The 18,476-nt window shown below is 70.8% G+C and carries 19 protein-coding genes; 3 read left to right on the top strand and 16 right to left on the bottom strand.

Annotated features, from left to right (window positions below; genetic code table 11):
• Position 1: 1 nt before the first annotated feature.
• The 8 genes from pal to ACE37J_RS07560 form a co-directional block, all read right to left on the bottom strand.
• A complete protein-coding gene (gene pal, locus ACE37J_RS07595) occupies positions 2 to 496 on the bottom strand; it encodes a peptidoglycan-associated lipoprotein Pal (protein ID WP_409709500.1) in 495 nt (164 codons plus the stop codon).
• An 84-nt stretch (positions 497 to 580) separates the two neighbouring features.
• The gene (tolB, locus tag ACE37J_RS07590; protein ID WP_409709497.1) at positions 581 to 1,900 is read right to left on the bottom strand and encodes a Tol-Pal system beta propeller repeat protein TolB; all 1,320 of its coding nucleotides are present in this window, start codon (positions 1,898 to 1,900) and stop codon (positions 581 to 583) included.
• The gene (locus ACE37J_RS07585) at positions 1,897 to 3,054 is read right to left on the bottom strand and encodes a hypothetical protein (RefSeq protein ID WP_409709494.1); all 1,158 of its coding nucleotides are present in this window, start codon (positions 3,052 to 3,054) and stop codon (positions 1,897 to 1,899) included. The genes tolB and ACE37J_RS07585 overlap by 4 nt, the downstream gene beginning before the upstream one ends.
• A 1-nt stretch (position 3,055) precedes the next feature.
• The gene (locus ACE37J_RS07580; RefSeq protein WP_409709492.1) at positions 3,056 to 3,529 is read right to left on the bottom strand and encodes an ExbD/TolR family protein; all 474 of its coding nucleotides are present in this window, start codon (positions 3,527 to 3,529) and stop codon (positions 3,056 to 3,058) included.
• Positions 3,530 to 4,246, bottom strand: coding sequence for a protein TolQ (tolQ, locus tag ACE37J_RS07575; RefSeq protein ID WP_409709489.1), 717 nt, complete (start codon positions 4,244 to 4,246; stop codon positions 3,530 to 3,532).
• A 448-nt stretch (positions 4,247 to 4,694) separates the two neighbouring features.
• Positions 4,695 to 5,963, bottom strand: coding sequence for an MFS transporter (locus ACE37J_RS07570; RefSeq protein ID WP_409709486.1), 1,269 nt, complete (start codon positions 5,961 to 5,963; stop codon positions 4,695 to 4,697).
• Entirely contained in the window at positions 5,960 to 6,364 is a 405-nt protein-coding gene (locus tag ACE37J_RS07565) for a YbgC/FadM family acyl-CoA thioesterase (protein ID WP_409709483.1), read from the bottom strand. The genes ACE37J_RS07570 and ACE37J_RS07565 overlap by 4 nt, the downstream gene beginning before the upstream one ends.
• A complete protein-coding gene (locus ACE37J_RS07560) occupies positions 6,354 to 7,013 on the bottom strand; it encodes a hypothetical protein (RefSeq protein ID WP_409709480.1) in 660 nt (219 codons plus the stop codon). The genes ACE37J_RS07565 and ACE37J_RS07560 overlap by 11 nt, the downstream gene beginning before the upstream one ends.
• Before the next feature lie 228 nt (positions 7,014 to 7,241).
• On the opposite strand from ACE37J_RS07560, the gene ACE37J_RS07555 reads away from it, so the two are divergent.
• A complete protein-coding gene (locus ACE37J_RS07555; protein WP_409709477.1) occupies positions 7,242 to 8,720 on the top strand; it encodes a flavin-containing monooxygenase in 1,479 nt (492 codons plus the stop codon).
• A 4-nt stretch (positions 8,721 to 8,724) separates the two neighbouring features.
• Here the strand turns inward: ACE37J_RS07555 and ACE37J_RS07550 are convergent, their stop codons facing one another.
• A complete protein-coding gene (locus ACE37J_RS07550; protein ID WP_409709474.1) occupies positions 8,725 to 8,967 on the bottom strand; it encodes a GlsB/YeaQ/YmgE family stress response membrane protein in 243 nt (80 codons plus the stop codon).
• A 3-nt stretch (positions 8,968 to 8,970) separates the two neighbouring features.
• Positions 8,971 to 9,798 carry a 2,3,4,5-tetrahydropyridine-2,6-dicarboxylate N-succinyltransferase gene (gene dapD, locus ACE37J_RS07545; RefSeq protein WP_409709471.1) on the bottom strand — a complete coding sequence of 276 codons (828 nt, stop codon included), beginning with the start codon at positions 9,796 to 9,798 and terminating at the stop codon, positions 8,971 to 8,973.
• Positions 9,799 to 9,900: 102 nt separating this feature from the next.
• On the opposite strand from dapD, the gene ACE37J_RS07540 reads away from it, so the two are divergent.
• On the top strand, positions 9,901 to 10,713 hold the full coding sequence (locus tag ACE37J_RS07540; protein WP_409709468.1) for an LOG family protein: 813 nt from the start codon (positions 9,901 to 9,903) through the stop codon (positions 10,711 to 10,713).
• Between the two features lie 21 nt (positions 10,714 to 10,734).
• Positions 10,735 to 10,935 (top strand): Fic family protein, encoded by a 201-nt coding sequence (locus tag ACE37J_RS07535; RefSeq protein WP_409709465.1) that lies wholly within the window; start codon positions 10,735 to 10,737, stop codon positions 10,933 to 10,935.
• A 171-nt stretch (positions 10,936 to 11,106) separates the two neighbouring features.
• Here the strand turns inward: ACE37J_RS07535 and ACE37J_RS07530 are convergent, their stop codons facing one another.
• From ACE37J_RS07530 to ACE37J_RS07505, 6 genes are read right to left on the bottom strand one after another with little or no spacing between them, the layout of a single operon-like run.
• A complete protein-coding gene (locus ACE37J_RS07530) occupies positions 11,107 to 12,204 on the bottom strand; it encodes a chemotaxis response regulator protein-glutamate methylesterase (protein ID WP_409709462.1) in 1,098 nt (365 codons plus the stop codon).
• Entirely contained in the window at positions 12,204 to 13,082 is an 879-nt protein-coding gene (locus ACE37J_RS07525) for a CheR family methyltransferase (RefSeq protein WP_409709459.1), read from the bottom strand. The genes ACE37J_RS07530 and ACE37J_RS07525 overlap by 1 nt, the downstream gene beginning before the upstream one ends.
• Positions 13,079 to 13,582 (bottom strand): chemotaxis protein CheW, encoded by a 504-nt coding sequence (locus ACE37J_RS07520; RefSeq protein WP_409709456.1) that lies wholly within the window; start codon positions 13,580 to 13,582, stop codon positions 13,079 to 13,081. The genes ACE37J_RS07525 and ACE37J_RS07520 overlap by 4 nt, the downstream gene beginning before the upstream one ends.
• Before the next feature lie 46 nt (positions 13,583 to 13,628).
• Positions 13,629 to 15,680 (bottom strand): methyl-accepting chemotaxis protein, encoded by a 2,052-nt coding sequence (locus tag ACE37J_RS07515; RefSeq protein WP_409709453.1) that lies wholly within the window; start codon positions 15,678 to 15,680, stop codon positions 13,629 to 13,631.
• A gap of 36 nt (positions 15,681 to 15,716) precedes the next feature.
• Positions 15,717 to 17,969, bottom strand: coding sequence for a methyl-accepting chemotaxis protein (locus ACE37J_RS07510; protein WP_409709450.1), 2,253 nt, complete (start codon positions 17,967 to 17,969; stop codon positions 15,717 to 15,719).
• Positions 17,970 to 17,993: 24 nt separating this feature from the next.
• On the bottom strand, positions 17,994 to 18,473 hold the full coding sequence (locus ACE37J_RS07505; protein WP_409709447.1) for a chemotaxis protein CheW: 480 nt from the start codon (positions 18,471 to 18,473) through the stop codon (positions 17,994 to 17,996).
• Positions 18,474 to 18,476 lie beyond the last annotated feature (3 nt).

Raw genomic sequence — 18,476 nt, 5'->3', positions numbered from 1 at the left:
CTCAGCTCGTCGGCGCGCCGGCCACCACGCTCACCGAGCGGCGGTTCTGCGACCAGCAGTTCTCCGCCGAGCAGAGCTGCTCCGGCCGCTCCTTGCCGTAGGAGATCGTGCGGAGCCGGCTCGGGGCGACGCCCTGCGCCGCGAGGAAGGCGCGCGCCGCCTCGGCCCGGCGGGCGCCGAGCGCGAGGTTGTATTCGCGCGTGCCGCGCTCGTCGGCATGGCCCTCGACCACAACGTTGACGGCGGGGTTCTCCGCCAGCCATGCCGCCTGCCGCACCAGCGTCTGCTGGCCCGCGGCGGTGAGGCGGGAGCTGTCCGTCTCGAAGAAGACTCGGTCGCCCACCGTCTGCTGGAAATAGGCGACCGACGCCGGGTCGAGCGCGCCGATGGCGGAGGGGTTCCCCCCCGGCCCGCCGGCCTCGGGCGGCTCCTCCGAGCAGGCGGCGAGCAGGAGCGCCGCGCCGGCCATGAGAGTCGTCGTGAACTTGCTGATCATCGTCTCAGGTCTCCACCATGTTCGCCGCCGGCCTCGCCGCGCGGCTGTTTCGTCTCTTCAGCGTCCCCTCTCGGCCCGCCCGCCTCACGGCAGGAGCGGCGACCAGGCCGGGTCCGATCCCGCGCCCGGAACATTCAGTCTCTTCAGGTTCCGGCCGGTGATGTCCACGCTCCAGAGGCTCGCGGCCCCGTTGGCGCCCGCGCTCTCGCGGAAAAATGATATGACCCGCCCGTTGGGGGACCATGTGGGCCCCTCGGACAGGAAGCTCGCGTCGAGGATGCGCTCGTCCGAGCCGTCCTCCCGCATCACGCCCACGGCGAACTGCCCTCCGCCCGACTTGGTGAAGGCGATGAGGTCCCCGCGCGGCGACCAGACCGGGGTGCCGTAGCGCCCCTGGCCGAAGCTGATCCGCGTCGCCGGCCCGCCGGAGGCGCTCATGACATAGATCTGCTGCCCGCCGCCGCGGTCGCTCTCGAACACGATGCGCCGCCCGTCCGGGCTGAAGGAGGGCGCGGTCTCGATCGCCGGCCCGTCCGTCAGCCGGGTGAGACGCCGCGTGGCCAGCTCCATCACGTAGATGTCCGTATTGCCGCCCTGTTCGAGAGACATGACGACCTGCCGCCCGTCAGGCGAGAAGCGCGGGGCGAAACTCATGCCGGGGAAATTGCCGAGGATCTCCTGCTGCCCGGTCGCGATGTTGAGGAGATAGATCTGCGGCTCCCCGCGCTCGAAGGAGATGTAGAGCAGGTCCTGGCTCACAGGGGAGAAGCGCGGCGTGACCACAAGCTGCCGCCCGTCGGTCAGAAAGCGGTGGTTCTCCCCGTCCTGGTCCATCACCGCGAGGCGCTTCACGCGCTGGCCCTTCGGCCCGCTCTCGTGGACATAGACGATGCGGCTGTCGAAATAGGGCCCCTCGCCCGTCAATCGGGCATAGACCGCGTCGGCGATCTTGTGCCCGATCCGCCGCCACTCCGCCGGATCGGCGAAGAACTGCAGGCCCTCGACCTGGCCCTGCGCGAAATTGTCGAAGAGCCTGAACTGCACCAGAAGACGCCCGTCCGACTCGATGCTCGCCCGCCCGGTCAGCAGCGCGTCGGCGTTGATCGCCTGCCAGTCTGCGTAGCGGGGCGCCGAGTCGAAATCGTCGATCTGCTGGATGAAGGCTTCGGGCGGCACGGCGCGGAAGAGGCCGGAGCCTTCGAGATTGGCCAGCACCACCCCGCGGATGCGCTGCGCGAGGTCCGCCGCCTCGCCAGGCGCGCCAAAGAATCCCGGCGCGGCGAGGGAGATCGGCTCGAACTCCCCGCCCGCTACGGTTATCTCCAGCGCGCCGTCATTCGTCTGGGCCCGCGGCGCGGAGAGCGCCGGCAGGATGAGGAGGAGGGCGATGAGAAGACGCGTCATAGGAACTGGATCTCCCGCGGCGTGAAGGTCACGTTCATTAGCCGCCATGACCCGTATCTGTCACGCGGAAGCGCGGCGAAAACGCCCGCCGCCTCTGCGCGGCGGAGCGCGCGCACCCCCGCCCGATAGAGCGCGTCATGCGCGGCGTCGAGTCGCCCGGAGGGCTCCAGCACCTCGGGCCCCGCGATGATCCGCCCCTCCTCGCTCACCTCGATCCGGATCTTGACGGCGAGTCGGTCGGCGTTGGCGAGGCCGGTCGGCGGGCTGAAATAGCCCCGGATCCCGACGCGGAGCGATTCCCTGTCGCGGAAGGAAAGCTCCCCCACGGTGCGCGTCGTTCCGCCGCCGGAGGGGGCTTCGGCCTGTCGCGTCGCGCCTGTCTCCTCGGGCTGCTCCGCCGCGCGGGCGAGCCGTTCGGCGCGCTTCGCCTCCGCCACGTCGCGCGGCTTCGTCGGCGGCGGCGGGCTCAGCTTCGGGGCCGGCACGGCCGGGTCGTTCAGCGTCTCGACGGGCGGCTCTTCGGCCGGCGGCGTCGCCGCGGCGATCTCGGGCTGGGGTTCGGGCGCGCGCTCGGGCTCGGGCTGCGGCGCCGGGGCGGGCTCCGCCGCCTCGACCGGCGCGGGCTCGGGGGCGGGCGGCTCCGGCGCCGGCGCCTCCACGCGGGGCGCGGCGGGCCTCGGCGCCGGCGCTGACGCCACGGCGCTCTCCGCCACGGGCGCCGGATCGGGTTCGGGCGGCGGCGCGGCGACGATCCGCTCCGCCTCCGGCGCCGCCGGGGCGGCGATCCGCTCCCCGAGATCGGCGACGGCGGTCTGGCTCAGCGGGTCGGGCGCGGCGGGCGCCGCCTCGCCCCGCGCCGGAGCCTCGGGCGGGGCCGGCGCCCGGTTCGGCGCGGTCGGCGCGGCGTCGGTCTCGGCGAGGGTCACGTCGGCCCGCTCCTCGCCCGGGTTCGGGGCCTCCGGCGCAGGCGGCAGGTTCGGGTCGAAGACCGGCGCGGCGGAGCGCGCGGCCTCGAACTCCGCCCCGCTCATCAGCGTGACCTCTGCGATGTTCATGGCCGGCGTCTCCCGCCCGCTGAAGAGCGCGCCGGAAAAGATCGCGAGCCCGATCAGCGCAAGATGCGCGCCGCCCGAGACCGTGGCGCCGACGCGCATGTCATTCGCCCCCGGTAGCGCTCGGGGGCGCCGGGTCCGTCACCAGCGCGATGGAGGCGAAACCGGCGGCGTTCAGCGCGCCCATGGCCTGCGCCACCACGCCATAGGGCAGCCCGGCGTCCGCGCGGAGATAGACCTGCCCGTCCCGCCGCTCCGCCGCGATGGCCGGCAGCCGCGCCGAGAACTCGGCGAAGTCCATCGGCGTCTCCTGCACGTAGATCACGCCGTCAGCCGCGAGGCTCACCGTCAGCGGCGGCTCGGGCTCGACAGGGAGCGCCTGCGCGTTCGTCTCCGGCAGCCGCATCGGCACGCCGACGGTGAGCATCGGCGCCGCCACCATGAAGATGATGAGGAGCACCAGCATCACGTCCACGAAGGGCGTGACGTTGATCTCCGACATCGGCCGCCCGGCGCCGCGCCGCCGCCGCCCGCGCCGCCCGCCTCCGCCGCCCGAACCGGAGAGAGATGCGCCCATTCAGGACACCTTCCGCTCTAGCTGGCGGGAGAGGATGACGCCGAACTCCTCCGCGAAATTCTCCATCTGGCCGCCCATCCGGTCCACGTCGCCGGTGAACTTGTTGTAGAAGATCACCGCCGGAATCGCAGCGAGAAGGCCGAGCGCCGTCGCCAGCAGCGCCTCCGCGATGCCGGGGGCGACGGTGGCGAGATTGGTGTTCTGCTGGATCGCGATCTGCTCGAAGGCGTGCTTGATGCCCCAGACCGTTCCGAAAAGCCCCACGAAGGGTGAAATCGAGCCGCAGGAGGCGAGGAAGCCGAGCCGGGAGCCCGCCTTCTCCTCCTCGCGGGAGACGGCGACGGAGAGCGCGCGGTCGATCCGCTGCTGCGCCCCCGGCGCGATCCCGCCCGAAGGCCCGTGCGATTTCCGCCACTCCGCCATGCCGGCGGCGAAGATACGCTCCAGCGCGGAGCGCGGCTCCGCCCCGAGGCGCTCCGCGAGCTGGTCGAGCGGCTGGCCGGACCAGAACGCCTGTTCGAAAAGCCCCGCTTCGCGCCGCGCCTTCGCAAAGAACAGGTATTTGTCCACGATGATCGCCCAAGACCAGAAGGAGGCGATCACGAGCGCGATCATCACGAGCTGAACGGTCAGCGTCGCACGCAGGAACAGCGCAGTAAGCGTAAAATCCAGTTCCGCCGCCGCCGCTCCGGCGGCCGCGATCGCTTCGGTCTCCATATGCTCGCCTCGCTCTGGCCGTCTTGTGCGGCGCTTGATCGCGACCGGCCGCGGAGCGCGGCGCAGTCTTCGTCAAGATGAGGCTTTCCTGCGATTTCGTCAATGAGCGGGCGCCGCGCCGCAATAAAGCGCAGGAAGCGCGCGAGCGGGCCGCTCACGCGCCCCTCCGTCGCCATCGCATCTTGGCCCCGCGGCCGCGGCAATGATCCCCGGCCTCGATCAGCAGCCTTCCAGCGGAAGACGGCAGGGCGAGGGGAGCCAAGCTGTCGCGGCCGCTTGAGATCAGGCCATGCCCGCCGCTGTGGCCGCGGATTCGCGCCCGCGGGGAGCGGCGGGCGCGGGCTGATCCGCCGCGGGTCGGATCAGCCGGGCGTTCGTGATGACGACCCGCAAAGCGAAGGCGGCGGGAAAGCTGCAAATACCCGAATGCGCTTCAGCCGGCCCCGTCTCAATCGCCCTGGCGCCCCTCCGCCAGCGGCGCCGGCGTCCGGAGGAACAGCGCGGCGACCAGCGCGCAGGCGAGCGGGAAGAGCGCGGCGAGCCGCAGCGGCCCCGCGAATTCCCCCGCCGCCTCCGCCGCGAAGCCGATCAGCGGCGGGCCGGCGGAGGCGCCGATCACGATCACCGTCTGCGCCGCGCCCTGCACCGAGCCGAGATGCCGCCGCCCGAAATAGCGCGGGAAGATGTAGCCGAAGAGCGTCATCGAGAAGGCGTTGTTGAGCCCGAAGACCGCGGCGAAGATCGCGGCCGTGGCGAAATCCCCCACCGCCGTCGCCATCAGGAGCGCCCCCGCCTGCACGCAAAGCGCCAGCGCGAAGGCGAAGCGCGTGCGGATCCGGTCCATCAGCCGCCCCACCAGCGGCATCGTCGCCACCATCACCGCCGCCGCGATGGGGAAGACGAGCGCCGCGTCCGCCGCGTCGAGCCCGGCGCGGGTGAAGACCGTGACCTGGTAGAAATGCAACACCGTCACGAGCATGGAGATCGAGAACATGCCCGCGAGCACGATGTAGAAGGTCGGCGTCCGCAGCGCCTCCTTCAGCGTCAGCCCCGGAATCTCCCCCTTCGCCCCCCCTTTCGGCCCGCTCGCCGCCCCGTCCGGGTCGAGCCCGAGCGGCTCCGGCTTGTCATGCACGATCAGCCAGAAGACGGGGAGCAGCAGCGCCCAGGTCAGGAGCCCGAGCACGACCCAGGCGAAGCGCCAGCCGTAATTGTCGATCAGCCATTGCCCGAGCGGCGGATGCACCGCGATGGAGCCCGCGAAGCCGAGCGCCATCAGGCTCATGGCGAAGCCGCGCTTCCTGTCGAACCACTGGCTGACGAGGTTCGAGCAGTTCAGCATCGTCGCGCCCTGCCCGAGAAAGCGCAGCATCGCGAAGCCGAGGCCCAGCATCAGGAGATTCGCCGCCGCGCCGAAGAAGAGGCAGGCGAGGCCGAGGAGGAGCCCGACGACCAGCATCATCCGCCGCGGCCCGTAACGGTCCGTCAGCCGCCCGGCAAAGGGGAGGCCGAAGGCGGCGACGAGCGTCGCCCCGGCGTAGGCCGTCGCAACCGCGGCCGGGGTGACGCCGAGATCGGCGGAGATCGGCCCGACGAAGACGGAAAAAGTGTGGGATTGTCCGGGGCCCGAGGCGAACATGCCCAGCATCGCCGCGCCGAGCACCCACCAGCCGAAGAATCCCCGCGCCGAAAGCGCCTCGAACGCCGCCTGTCTCATCGCTCGCCCTCCATCGCCGCCAGCGCCGCCCGCGCCTCGGCCGGCAGCCGCACGGGCCGGCCTTCGAGCGTCATGCAGGCGAAGACGACCCGCGCGCGGAAGAGCGGCGTCTCCTCACGGAACACGGCCTGCGCCAAGGTCGCGGAGGCGCCGCGCGTCTCCGTCGCCTCCGTCTCCACCCGGATCATGTCGCCATAGCGGGCGGGGGAGAGGAAATCCGCCTCGATCCGCGTGACGACGAAGACAAGCCCCGCCGCCCGCATCGCCCCCTGGTCAACCCCCGCCTCCGCCAGCGCCTCGGACCGCGCCCGCTCGATGAAGCGGAGATAATTCGCGTGATAGACGACGGCGCCCATGTCCACGTCCTCGTAGTGGACGCGGTAGCGGGCCTCATGCGGCATCGTCGGCGCCCGCAAGCCCGACCCGCGCGGCGAGCCTGAGGGCGAGCGCCGGGTCCTTCGATCCGGCGGGGATCGCCGGGTCATAGGCCGCCTTCAGCAGCGCGGCGTGGAAGGGGACGAGCATCGCCCGCCTCTCCCCGTCCGGCAGTTGCGCCATCGCCACCGGCCGGTCTGCCGAAACGCCGCTCTCGTCGAAGACGAGCAGCGCCAGCGCCGCCTCCGTCAGCGCGATGTAGTCCACCGGCGCGGCCCGCATCTGCTCGTCATAGCGCAGGAGGGTGATCGAGGCGCGGATCGCCCCGGCGTCGTCGAAGGCGAAGACGCGGTAGCGGTTCGCCCCCGCCGCCTCCAGCCGGGCGACGAGAGCGGGAAGATCGGGCAGGAAATCCGGCAGGTTCGGCGCCCGCGCCGCGTCCCGCCAGTCCTTCATCACGTAGATGAGGAGGTTCGCTTCCGCCTCCCCGTCCGCCAGCGTCGCCCCGGCATGGCCCGCGAGCACGCGCACCGCCTCGCCGAAAAGCCGCCCCCCCGCCGCGTCGAGCCCGATCACCGCCGGGGAGATCGCCCCGCCCCAGCGCGCGAACTTGAAGGCCTCGCCCCCGAAGAGGCGGCGGATGCGGCCTGTAGTCTCGCTCGTCGCGTCGCTCATGCCGCCACAATCCGCAATCCGGCGGCGATGGCAAGGCCGAGGCGGGAGCCGCCGCGGCTGTTGAAGATCAGGCGGCGACCGCCGCGGCGGTCAAGTGTGGATCAGCGGCGGGCCTGATCCGCCGGGCGCCCTGGCGATCAGCCCGCGAAGAACCGCCGTCGGAAGTTCGATGGCCCCCCGCCGCTTGCGCCCGCCCACGTCGAAGGTAGGGTGCCTCGAGGAGAAGCCATGCCCCGCGACGACGACGCCACGCCTCCGGATTTCGACGTCATCGTCGTCGGCGCCGGGATTTCCGGGATCAGCGCGGGGCGACATCTCCGCAGGCTCCTGCCCGGCCTCCGCTTCGCGATGCTCGAACGCGCCGACGCGCTCGGCGGCACATGGCGGCTCCATGCCTATCCCGGCGCGCGGTCGGACAGCGACCTTTCCACCTTCGGCTTCGGCTGGAAGCCGTGGATGGGCAGGCCCTACGCCACGGCGCAGGAGATCCTCGCCTATCTGGAGGAGGCCGTGGAGGAAGAGGGGCTGGCGCCGCTCATCCGCTACGGCTGCGCGGTGCGCGCCGCCGCCTGGAGCGAGGCGGGGCGGCGCTGGACGCTGGAGGTGGAGGAAGGCGGCGAACGGCGCGCCCTTTCCTGCCGGTTCCTGTGGATGTGCCAGGGCTATTACGACCATGACCGGGGGCATGAGCCCGACTTCCCCGGCGCCGGGCGCTTCCGCGGCCCCGTCGTGCATCCGCAGCGCTGGCCGGAGGGGCTGGACGCGGCGGGGCGGCGCTTCGCAATCATCGGCTCGGGCGCGACGGCGGCGACGCTGGCGCCCGCGCTGGCGGCGCTCGGCGCGCATGTCTCCATCGTGCAGCGCTCGCCGACCTATTTCTACGCCAAGCCGAACGAGACCGAGCTCGCCGCGCTGCTCCGCCCGCTCGACCTGCCGCCGGAGATGTTCCACGAGATCATGCGGCGGAAGGCGATCCACGACCAGACGAGCTTCACCCGCCGCTGCATGGAGGAGCCCGAGGCGGTGCGGGCGGAGCTGATCGGCGCGGCGGCGGCGCTGCTCGGCGATGCGGCGCCGGTCGATCCGCATTTCTCGCCCTCTTACCGGCCCTGGCGGCAACGCCTCGCCGTCGTCCCCGACGGGGACCTTTTCGCCGCGATCCGGGCGGGGCGCGTCTCCATGGTCACCGGCGCGATCCGGACCTTCACGGAGACGGGAATCGAGATGGAGAGCGGGGAGATCGTGGAGGCGGACGTGATCGTCACCGCCACAGGGCTGCGCATGAGCGTGATGGGGGACATTCCCTTCACGGTCGAGGGCGCGCCCTTCGACTTCTCGCAGGCATTCGCGCACCGGGGAATCCTGTTCGAGGGGCTGCCGAACCTCGCCTGGATTTTCGGCTATCTCCGCGCGAGCTGGACGCTCCGGGCCGATCTCGTGGCGGGCTTCGTCTGCCGACTCCTCGCCCACATGCAAGCGGAGGGGCGGGAGGTGGTCGAGCCGCGGCTCAGGCCGGGGGAGGAGGGGATGGAGAGGCGGCTCCTGATCGAGCCTGAGAATTTCAGCGCCGGCTACATCCAGCGGAGCATAGACCTCTTCCCGAAACAGGGGGACCGGCAGCCCTGGCTCTTCAGCCAGGACTACGAGGACGAGCGGGAGACGATCGGCGCCGCGCGCCTCGACGACGGGACGCTCGCCTTCCGGTGAGGCTTCAGGCCCGGCGCAGGAGCCGCGCCGCGGCGATCAGGAGGCAGGCGCCGGCGATCCCGACGCCGAGGCGCCCGAAGAAGCCGCCGAAGGTGGCGCCGGTGAGCTGGATCAGCAGGAAGTTCGCCACCACCGAGCCGACAATGCCGAGCACGATGTTGAGAAGGAGCGAATGGTTCGCCCCCATGATCTTCTCCGCGATCCAGCCGGCGAGCCCGCCGATGACGATGGCGCCGATCCAGCCCATCGCTCAGTCCCGCAGCAATTCGTTGATCGAGGTCTTGGAGCGGGTCTGCGCATCCACCCGCTTCACGATCACGGCGCAGTAGAGGTTGACGCCGTTCTTCGAGGGCATGGAGCCGGAGACGACGACGGAGCCCGCAGGCACCTCGCCATACATCACCGCGCCCGTCTCCCGGTCCACGATCTTCGTGCTCTGGCCGATATAGACGCCCATGCCGAGCACGGAGCCCTCCCGCACGATGCAGCCCTCGACCACTTCGGAGCGGGCGCCGATGAAGCAATCGTCCTCGATGATCGTCGGCCCGGCCTGCATCGGCTCCAGCACGCCGCCGATGCCGACGCCGCCGGAGAGATGCACATTCTTCCCGATCTGCGCGCAGGAGCCGACGGTGGCCCAGGTGTCGACCATCGTCCCCTCGCCGACATGGGCGCCGAGATTGACGAAGGAGGGCATGAGGACGACGCCCTTCGCGATATAGGCGGAGCGGCGCACGACGCAGTTCGGCACGGCGCGGAAGCCCGCCGCGCGCCATTCGGCCTCCCCCCAGCCGTCGAACTTGGAGGGCACCTTGTCCCACCAGGTCGAGCCGCCGGGGCCGCCCGGGATCGGGGCCATGTCGTTGAGGCGGAAGGAGAGGAGGACGGCCTTCTTCGCCCACTGGTTCACATGCCAGACACCGCCCTCGCCCGGCTCCGCGACGCGGAGCGCGCCCGTCTCCATCAGGTCGAGCGCGGCCTCGACGGCATCGCGCGTTTCGCCCTTCGTGGCGGGGCTGATCCCCTCCCGCGCCTCCCAGGCGGCTTCGATGGCGGATTCCAGCGCTGAATGGGTCATCGGGGGCGTTCCTCGGCTCTGTTCGCGGTCCGGGCGAGGCTATACGGTGAAGGGCCGGGCCGCGCAATCGAGCCGCCCGATGCGAGAGGACCTGACGCAGACATGACGCCGCGCGACCGCCATTCCGCCCTCACCCCGCTGGAGGAGGATCTCGACCACACCGCGCGCGTGCCGCTGACGCCGCAGACGGCGCATCCGGCCTATCGGCTTCCTTACGTCGATCCGGACTTCATGCGGTCCGATCCGCTGCGCGGGGTTCGGCTGCAGCTGGAACTGGAGAAGCCGGAGCGCATCCTCACGACCGAGGGGGTGGAGACGACGGTGGTGATGTTCGGCGGCGCGCGGATTCCGCCGCCGGCGGAGCGCGCTTCGGCCAAGACGCCGATGCTCGCCGAACTCTCGCATTACTACGAGGAGGCGCGGAGCTTCGCCCGGCTGGTGACGAAGGAAAGCCTCGCCCGCGGCGGGCGGGAGCTTGTCGTCTGCACCGGCGGGGGGCCGGGGGTGATGGAGGCCGGCAATCTCGGCGCGGAGGAGGCCGGGGGGCGTTCCATCGGCCTCAACATCGTGCTTCCGCATGAGCAGGCGCCGAACCTCTATGTGACGCCGTCGCTCTCGCTCAATTTCCACTATTTCGCGATCCGGAAGATGCATTTCCTGATGCGCGCGCGGGCGATCACCGTCTTCCCCGGCGGCTACGGCACGCTCGACGAGCTGTTCGAGGCGCTGACGCTGATCCAGACCGACCGGATGGAGAAGATGCCGGTGCTGCTCTTCGGTTCCGAGTTCTGGAAGCGGCTGGTGAACTGGGAGATGCTGGCGGAGGCGGGCACGATCTCCCCGGAGGATCTCGACCTCTTCGAGTTCGTCGATACGGCGGAGGAGGCGTGGGGGGCGATCAAGGGGCGGGTGTGACGGATAGGAGAGGGTTGCGGCTTGCGAAGGGGCGGCGCCGGCGTCAGCAGCCTGCATCTGATCGAGCCCGCTCTCGCCCGCCCCTATTCGGGCTATCACAAACCGCTGGCGAAGAAGGCCGCCGCGACGCTTTACAGCATCGTGGGCAATCACGCATTCGCAGACGGAAACAAGCGGACGCTCTGGCTCCTCGTCGAGCTGCTGACCGACAGGAGCGGCTGACGCCTCGCCATCCCGGACCACGAGACGGTGGACGATCTCGTCGTGGCCGTGGCGGCGGGGGAGATCGGTTTTCCGGAGCTTTTCGAATGGTTCCGGACAAGGCTTGAATGTCGTCAGATCGTTCTCCGTCCGGACTGGTGAACCGGCCCGGACGGAGAACGATCCAACCCCTCAGCGTCCCGAAGCCGCCAGCCGGATCGCCGCCGGGGCGAGGCGTTCGAGGGGCATTTCCTCCTCCACCGCGCCGTGCTTCATCGCCTCCTTCGGCATCCCGTAGACGACGCAGCTCGCCTCGTTCTGGCCGAGCGTGCGGGCGCCCGCGTCCCGCATCTCCTTCATGCCCTTCGCGCCGTCGTCGCCCATGCCGGTCATGATGACGCCGATGGCGTTCCGGCCCGCATGCTGCGCGACGGAGCGGAACATCACGTCCACCGAGGGGCGGTGGCGCGAGACGAGCGGGCCGTCCCGCACCTCGACCATGTAGGCGGCGCCGCTTCGCTTCAGCAGCGTGTGCTTGTTGCCGGGGGCGATGAGCGCGTGGCCGCGGAGCATCCGGTCCCCGTCCCTCGCCTCCTTGACGGAGACGCCGCATTCCTGGTCGAGCCGCTTCGCGAAAGCAGCGGTGAAGCCCTCCGGCATGTGCTGGACGATGAGGATCGCCGGGCAGTCGATCGGCATGGCCTGGAGGAAAACGCGGAGCGCCTCCGTCCCGCCCGTCGAGGCGCCGACGGCGATGACGGATTCCGTCGTCCGCGCCATGGCGTTCGCGCCGGGGGGCGGCAGCATCGCGTCCGCCGAGAGTTTCGCCTCGACCCCGGAGGGCGGCGCGCGACGTTTCATCTGGCTGAGCCGGGCCTGCGCCGCGGCCTTCACCGCATCGCAGACGATGGTGCGGCTCTCCTCAAGAAAGGCCTTCACGCCGACCTGCGGCTTGCAGATCACCTCCACCGCGCCGGCGGCGAGCACCTGGGAGAGCGTCTCGCTCTTCGCCTCGACAAGCGAGGAGCAGACGACGACGGGGATCGGATGCTGCGCCATCAGCTTGCGGAGGAAGGTCACGCCGTCCATCCGCGGCATTTCCACATCGAGCGTGATGACGTCCGGCCTCTCCTCCCGGATACGGGCCGCCGCGATGAACGGGTCCCCGGCCATGCCCATAACCTCGAGATCGGGATCGGAGGAGATGAGGTCGGCCAGGGTCTGCCGAACCACCGCGCTGTCGTCCACGATCAGAACCCGCCACCGCCGGCGGCCGCTGGCGTCGCTCATCATCCGTCCTTTCGATAGATCGCCGGGCCACGCTGCGTCAGGCCCTGGATTGGGCAAGGCAGGGCCTCGGCATGCCCGAGAAGAAGATATCCGCCGGGCCTCAGCCGCGCGGCGACGCCCTCGATGGCGCGGCGCTGCCCTTCCGGCTCGAAATAGATCAGCACGTTGCGGAGGAAGGCGACGTCCGCCTCGATCCGTGGCGCGGTTTCCGGCTTCATCAGGTTGGCGTAGGCGAAGACCGCGCGCCTGCGGAGCTCGGGCTCGATCCGGTAGAGCATGCGGCCGCCGACCGGCGCCTTCGAGCGCAGGAGATGGCGCTTGCGGAGCGGCTCAGGGAGGCCCGTAAGCTCCTCCTCCGAGAAGATCGCGGCCTTCGCGCGCTCGAGCACGCTGGTCGACACGTCCGTGCCGTGGAGCGCGGAGCGGAGCCGGCCGAGCGGGCCGGCGGAGAGCCGCTCCAGCACCATGCCGGCGCTCCAGAGTTCGGCGCCGAGGGAACAGGCCGCGCTCCAGATCACGAAGTCCCGCTCCCGCCCGGAGCCTGCGGCGGCAAGTTCGGGGGCGCCCGCGTTTTCAAGCCAGTCGTAATGCGCCGTCTCGCGGAAGAAGCTCGTCGTGTTCGTCGCGAGGCAATCGACCAGCGAAGCCAGCTCGGCGGCGCCTTCGGGGCCGGAGAGGCGCTGCATGTAGGCCGCAAAGTCCGGAATGCCGAGATCCCTCAGCCGGCGGCCGACGCGGAGCTCGATGAAGGCGTGCTTGTCCGCCCCGATCGAGATGCCTGCGGCGGCGCGAAGGCGTGAAACGATTTCCGCCGCTTGCGCGTTGGTGATGCGAGGTGGAACGGCGATCCCGACCCTCGGATCGACGAAGGACTTCATTCGAAGTCAAAGGGATTGGACGCTGCGGAGCCGAGCAGAGCCTCCATGTCGAGGATCATCGCTATCCGCCCGTCGAGGCGCACCACGCCGCGGAGCGCGGCGCCGCTCCAGCCGGTCGTCGTCTTCGGCGCGGGCTCGATCTCGCCCGGCGCGATCTCCGTCACCGCGAGGACGCGGTCGGCGAAGGCGGCGATGGGTGCGGCGTCCGGCCCCACCTCGAAGACGAGGATGCGCGCCTCGGAGCGGTCGCCCGACCCGAGCCCAAGCCGCGCCGCGAGGTCGACCACGGCGACGCCCTGGCCGCGCACGTCGATCATGCCGAGAAGCTCCATCGGCGCGTTGGGCAAAGCGGCGACTGGCTGCACGTCGAGGATCTCGCGCACGCCGACGACGTCCACGGCGAAGATCTGCCCGGAGAGTTCAAAGGCGAGATGGGCCGCAGGCGCGGCCTCGGCGAAGGCCGGACCGCGTTCCACGGCGACGTCTAGGGAGAGGGACATGGCAGGCTCCTGGGATGTTGGCGGGTGTCGCCACGCTTCGGTTGCTTCAATATTTCTCGAAAGCCTCGTCCCCGAGTTGGAGCGCGACGCCGCCCCCTCCGGCCACTTTCAGTCGGGCGGGCGCCTGCGCCCGCTCCGGAGCGGACGGCCTGCGGGAGGAGGCGTCGCGCCGGAATGCGGGGGCCGGCGCGGGTGCAGGCGTCGAAGCCGGCCCCGAGGCCTCCTTCGATATGCGGAAATAGGCGAGGGCGGCGCGCAGATCGACCGACTGCTCCGCAAGGTTTTCGGCGATCGAGGCCGATTCCGTCGCGGCCGCTGCGTTCTGCTGGATCACCACGTCGAGCTCCCGGATGGCGGCGTTGATCTGCTCCGCGCCCGCGTCCTGCTCCCGCGCCGAGGCGCTGATCTCCTGCACCAGATCGGCGGTGCGGCGGATGTTGGGCACCAGAGCCTGCAGCCGCTCCCCGGCGGACTGGCTCACCTCCAGCGTACGGCCGGAAAGCTGGCCGATCTCGGCCGCGGCCTCGCGGCTCCGCTCCGCGAGCTTCCGCACCTCCGAGGCGACGACGGCGAAGCCGCGGCCATGCTGCCCGGCGCGCGCGGCCTCGACCGCGGCGTTGAGCGCCAGAAGGTCCGTCTGCCGCGCGATCTCCTGCACGATGGTGATCTTCTCCGCGATGGTGCGCATGGCGCTCACCGCCTCGCCGACCGCCCGCCCCGTCTCCGCGGCCTCGCCGGCGGCGGCGGCGGCGATGCGCTCCGTCTCGGACGCGTTCTCGGAGGCCTGGCGGATGGTCGCCGTCATCTCCTCCATGCTGGACGAAGCCTGCATCGCGGCGGAGGCCTGCTCCGTCGCGCCCTGGCTCAGCTGCTCCGATGTCGTGGCCATGGCCTGGGCGTTTCCAGCAAGGCCCTCCGCATTGGAGGCGGCCCTGGTCACCGCGCCGCGGACCCGCTCCGACATCTTGCCGATGGCGGTGAGCAGATCGCCGATCTCGTCATGAGACGCCGCCTTCACGTCCTCGGTCAGGTCGCCAGCCGCGACGCTCTGCGCAGCGGCGATCGCGGTGTCGAGCCCCCGGCCGATCATCCGCGTGACGGCGATCGTGGCGGCGATGGCGGCGAGGATGGCGAGCGCCGCGAGGGAGGCGATCATCAGTCGGCTGGACTGATAAGCCGCTTCCGCCGCCGCTGTCGCGTCCTTCTTCGCGTCCGCGCTCAACTCCACCAGCGTCTTGAGATCCGAGACGGCCTCCGCCAGTCGCGGTCCCGCTTCGTCATGCTGCGCGGCGCGGGCGCGATAGTCGCTGTTGAGCAGCGCGATCTCGGCGGCGCGCCCGAAGGACGATCGGACGGCGCCGAAGGATTCCTCAAGACGGCGCCGCTCCGCGAAGGCGAGCGGGCCGAAGGCGCGGTCGAGCCCGGAGATCGCGGAGGCGGCGGAGTCGAGCGCCGCGACCATGTCCCGACGCTCCGCCTCCAGGGACATGTCGTCCTGCGCGATAAGGAGGCCGTGGAGACCAATGAAGGCATGGAGGAAGGCGCGCTCCGCATCCGCCATGAGACGTTCCGCAGGCAGCGGCTCGGCGAGGCCGGCGGCGGCGCGGGCGGCGGCGAGGCTGTCCTCGAAGGCGGCGGCGGCGGCGTGGCTCTCGCCGTCGATGATCTCCGCGGCCCGGGCGTCAGACCGGATGCGCGACGCTTCCAGGACCTTGGCGACGGCCTCGCGAACCTCCTCGTCGCGCCGCCCGACCGATGCGACAAGCGCCTTCGTCGCATCCGTGGCGACGACGCCGGAGAGCGCGGCGGTCAACCGTTCGGCGGAGGCGAGCGCGGCTTCTATCTCCTCCTCGCGCCCGGCCATCTCCTCCTCGTTCGGAGCAAGAATATGCTCGCCAAGCGCCAGGCCGACGGACACATAGGCTTCCTTCAGCTCCGCGCTGAGGAGTATCGCCTCGGCGTCCCGCTCGACCAGCAGCTCCAGCCGCTCCTTGGAGTCGGATAGCCGGTCGAGCGAGAATACGGCCAAGGCCGCGAGAAACACGAGGACCGTCCCGAACGCGAGGGAGAGCTTGGTCCTGATCTTCAGGTTACGCATTACAGTCTTCCTATCGGGCGCCACACTTGGCGCAGTTCAGTATCTTTCGAAGGCTTCGTCCCCGAGATCGAGGACGACGCCGCGACCGCCGGCGACCTTCATCGCGACCTGGCGGGGGGCGGCTTCGGCCGCCTCCACGGGCGCGACGGCGGGTTCGGGCCTCACGACCGCCGGTTTCGGCGCGCGGGAGGATTTGGCCGGCGCGGCGGGTTTCATTGGCTCCGACGCCATCGGTTTCGCGCCGGATTTCGGCGCGAGCTTCGCCGCCGCCTTCTCCCCGCCGAGGCGGAAATAGCCGAGGGTGGCGCGGAGATCGGCGGACTGGTTGGCGAGGCTCTCCGCGATGGAGGCGGATTCGGTTGAGGCGGCGGCGTTCTGCTGGATCACCGAATCGAGCTCGCGGATCGCGGCGTTGATCTGCTCGGCCCCCGCATTCTGCTCCCGCGCCGCGGCGCTGATCTCCTGCACGAGGTCGGCGGTGCGGCGGATGCTCGGCACGAGGGCGCGCAGCTTCTCGCCCGCGCTCTCGCTCACCTGGAGCGTGCGGCCGGAAAGCTGGCCGATCTCGGCCGCGGCCTCGCGGCTCCGCTCCGCGAGCTTCCGCACCTCGGAGGCGACGACGGCGAAGCCGCGGCCGTGCTGCCCGGCGCGCGCGGCCTCGACCGCGGCGTTCAGGGCCAGAAGGTCCGTCTGCCGCGCGATCTCCTGCACGATGGTGATCTTCTCCGCGATGGTGCGCATGGCGAGCACGGCCTCGTCGACCGCCTTGCCGGTCTCCGCCGCCTCGCCCGAGGCCTGGCCGGCGATCTTCTCCGTCTGCGCCGCGTTGTCGGCGGTCTGGCGGATCGTCGCCGTCATCTCCTCCATGCTGGCGGAGGCCTGTACGGCGGCGGCGGCCTGCTCGGTCGCCCCCTGGCTCATCTGCTCTGCGGCGGCGCTGACCGACTGCGCGCCCTCGGCCACGTTGTCGGAGTTCCGCGTCGCGTTGGCGACGACCTCCCGAAGCTTCGTGAGCATCGTCTCGAGCGCGACGCCGAGCGTATCCGCATCCGACCGGCGATTCAGATCGGCCTCGAGATCACCGCGGGCGATCACGTCCGCGCTCTTGGCGAGCTTGCGCAGCGAGCCCTGCATCTCGTCCATCGCGCGGAGAAGGTCTCCGATCTCGTCCTTCGCAGTCGTCGAGGCGTCCATCGACAGGTCGCCCGCAGCCACGCCCCGCGCAACGGCCACCGCGCGAGAAAGACCGCGGGAGATAGAGCGGGAAAGAAGGAACCCGACCGTGCTCGCGATCAGAATCGCGGCGGCGGCAACGGAGAGGAGGGTGGCGACGGAGGAATCCTGCGTCGCTTTCGCCTCGGTTCGCGCTGCAGCGGAGGCCGACGCGGCGGCCTCCACGAGCGCGTCCAGCGATGCGGCGACCTCATGGAAGATGAGATCGGCATCGGCGAGAAGGCGGTAGGCCTCCCCCTTGCTGTCGCGCTCCATGCTCTTGATCATTTCTGTGGCGAGAGCGCTGTAGGCGTCCCACGCCTCGCGCAGGGCGGCGAGTTCGGCGCGGAGCGAGGCGACGCCTGCGGCCTCGGCTGAGGCGATCCTGCGCTCCGCAGCCTCCATGTGGCCGCGGGCATCGGCGACGGCGGCAGGGATACGCTCGCTCGTGGATATGAGGATGGTCTTCGACGCGTCCTGCAGGGCGCGCACATCGTCGAAGCCGATATCCAACGCTTTTTCCGTCTCGATCAGCGGGTCGCTTCCACCGCCCGTCGCGGCGATCTGATCGCGGCTCGTCTCCAGCGCGCGGTCCATCGCCTCGGTGAGGCGCGCATAGGCCTCGGCCCCCTCGCCCAGCGCGATCGTCTCGCCGAGCAGGTTCGAGCGTTCGAGCGAGGCCGCGCGCACTCCTGCCTCCGCCTCTATATAACGGGCCCAACCGGCGTCGAAGGCGGCGAGATGGCCGGCCGTCTCGGGCGTCTCCAGCGCGCGAAGGGTTTCCCGGCTCTCGCCGATGCGGGCTATGCGCGCGTTCGCGTCCTCCACCGCAGCGTCGATCATCCCGGGATTGTCCGCTGCGATTGCGTCATCGATGTAGATCAGAGCGGAGAGCTGCACGCCGATGGCTTCGCTCCGCATCTCCTGCGCGAGCCGCATGGAGCGCCCCGTCTCCTCCGTGATGATACGAACCTGCTCCTCCATTCGCGAAAGGCCCATCTGGCCGAACAGCGTTGAGGCGGCAATCAGGAGGATCATTGCGCCGAAGGCGGTGAAGAGCTTGAGGCGGATGGTCATGGGGTGCGTTCCTTCGTTGCGTGTTCAAGCGGCCTTCGCGGCGTCGGAGCGAAAGAGCGGCTCGGGATCGAGGAGGACGACGACGCCCTCTCCGCGCGGGGCGACGCCGCGGACGAAGGCTTCGGGCCAGCGGGCGCCAAGCTCGGGGAGCGGTCGGAGCGCGGTCGTATCCGCCTCCAGCACCTCCTCCACCGCGTCAGCGCCGAGGGCGAGGCGAGCGGGCGCGCCGGCGAGGTCGATCTCGACCACGATCATGCGCGCCTCCGCCCCAGCCTCCGCGGGCGGCATCCGGAGCCGGCGGCGCATGTCGATGAGAGGGATGACAGCGCCGCGGACATTCACGAGCCCCGGCGCCCAGGCGGGAGAATGGGGCACGCGGGTCACGCGAATCGGGTCGATGATCTCGTGCACGCAGAGCACGGGAAGGGCGAAGGCCTCCCCGGCGAGGCGGAAGACGAGCAGGGTCTCGCGACCCGAGGCGGCGGCTTTGGCTTCTTCGGTCATGGC

It is taken from the genome of Pikeienuella sp. (assembly GCF_046290545.1).
Lineage (GTDB): Bacteria > Pseudomonadota > Alphaproteobacteria > Rhodobacterales > Rhodobacteraceae > Pikeienuella.
The sequence above is the reverse complement of the archived record's forward strand: the minus strand, read 5'-3'. Positions and strand labels throughout refer to the sequence as shown.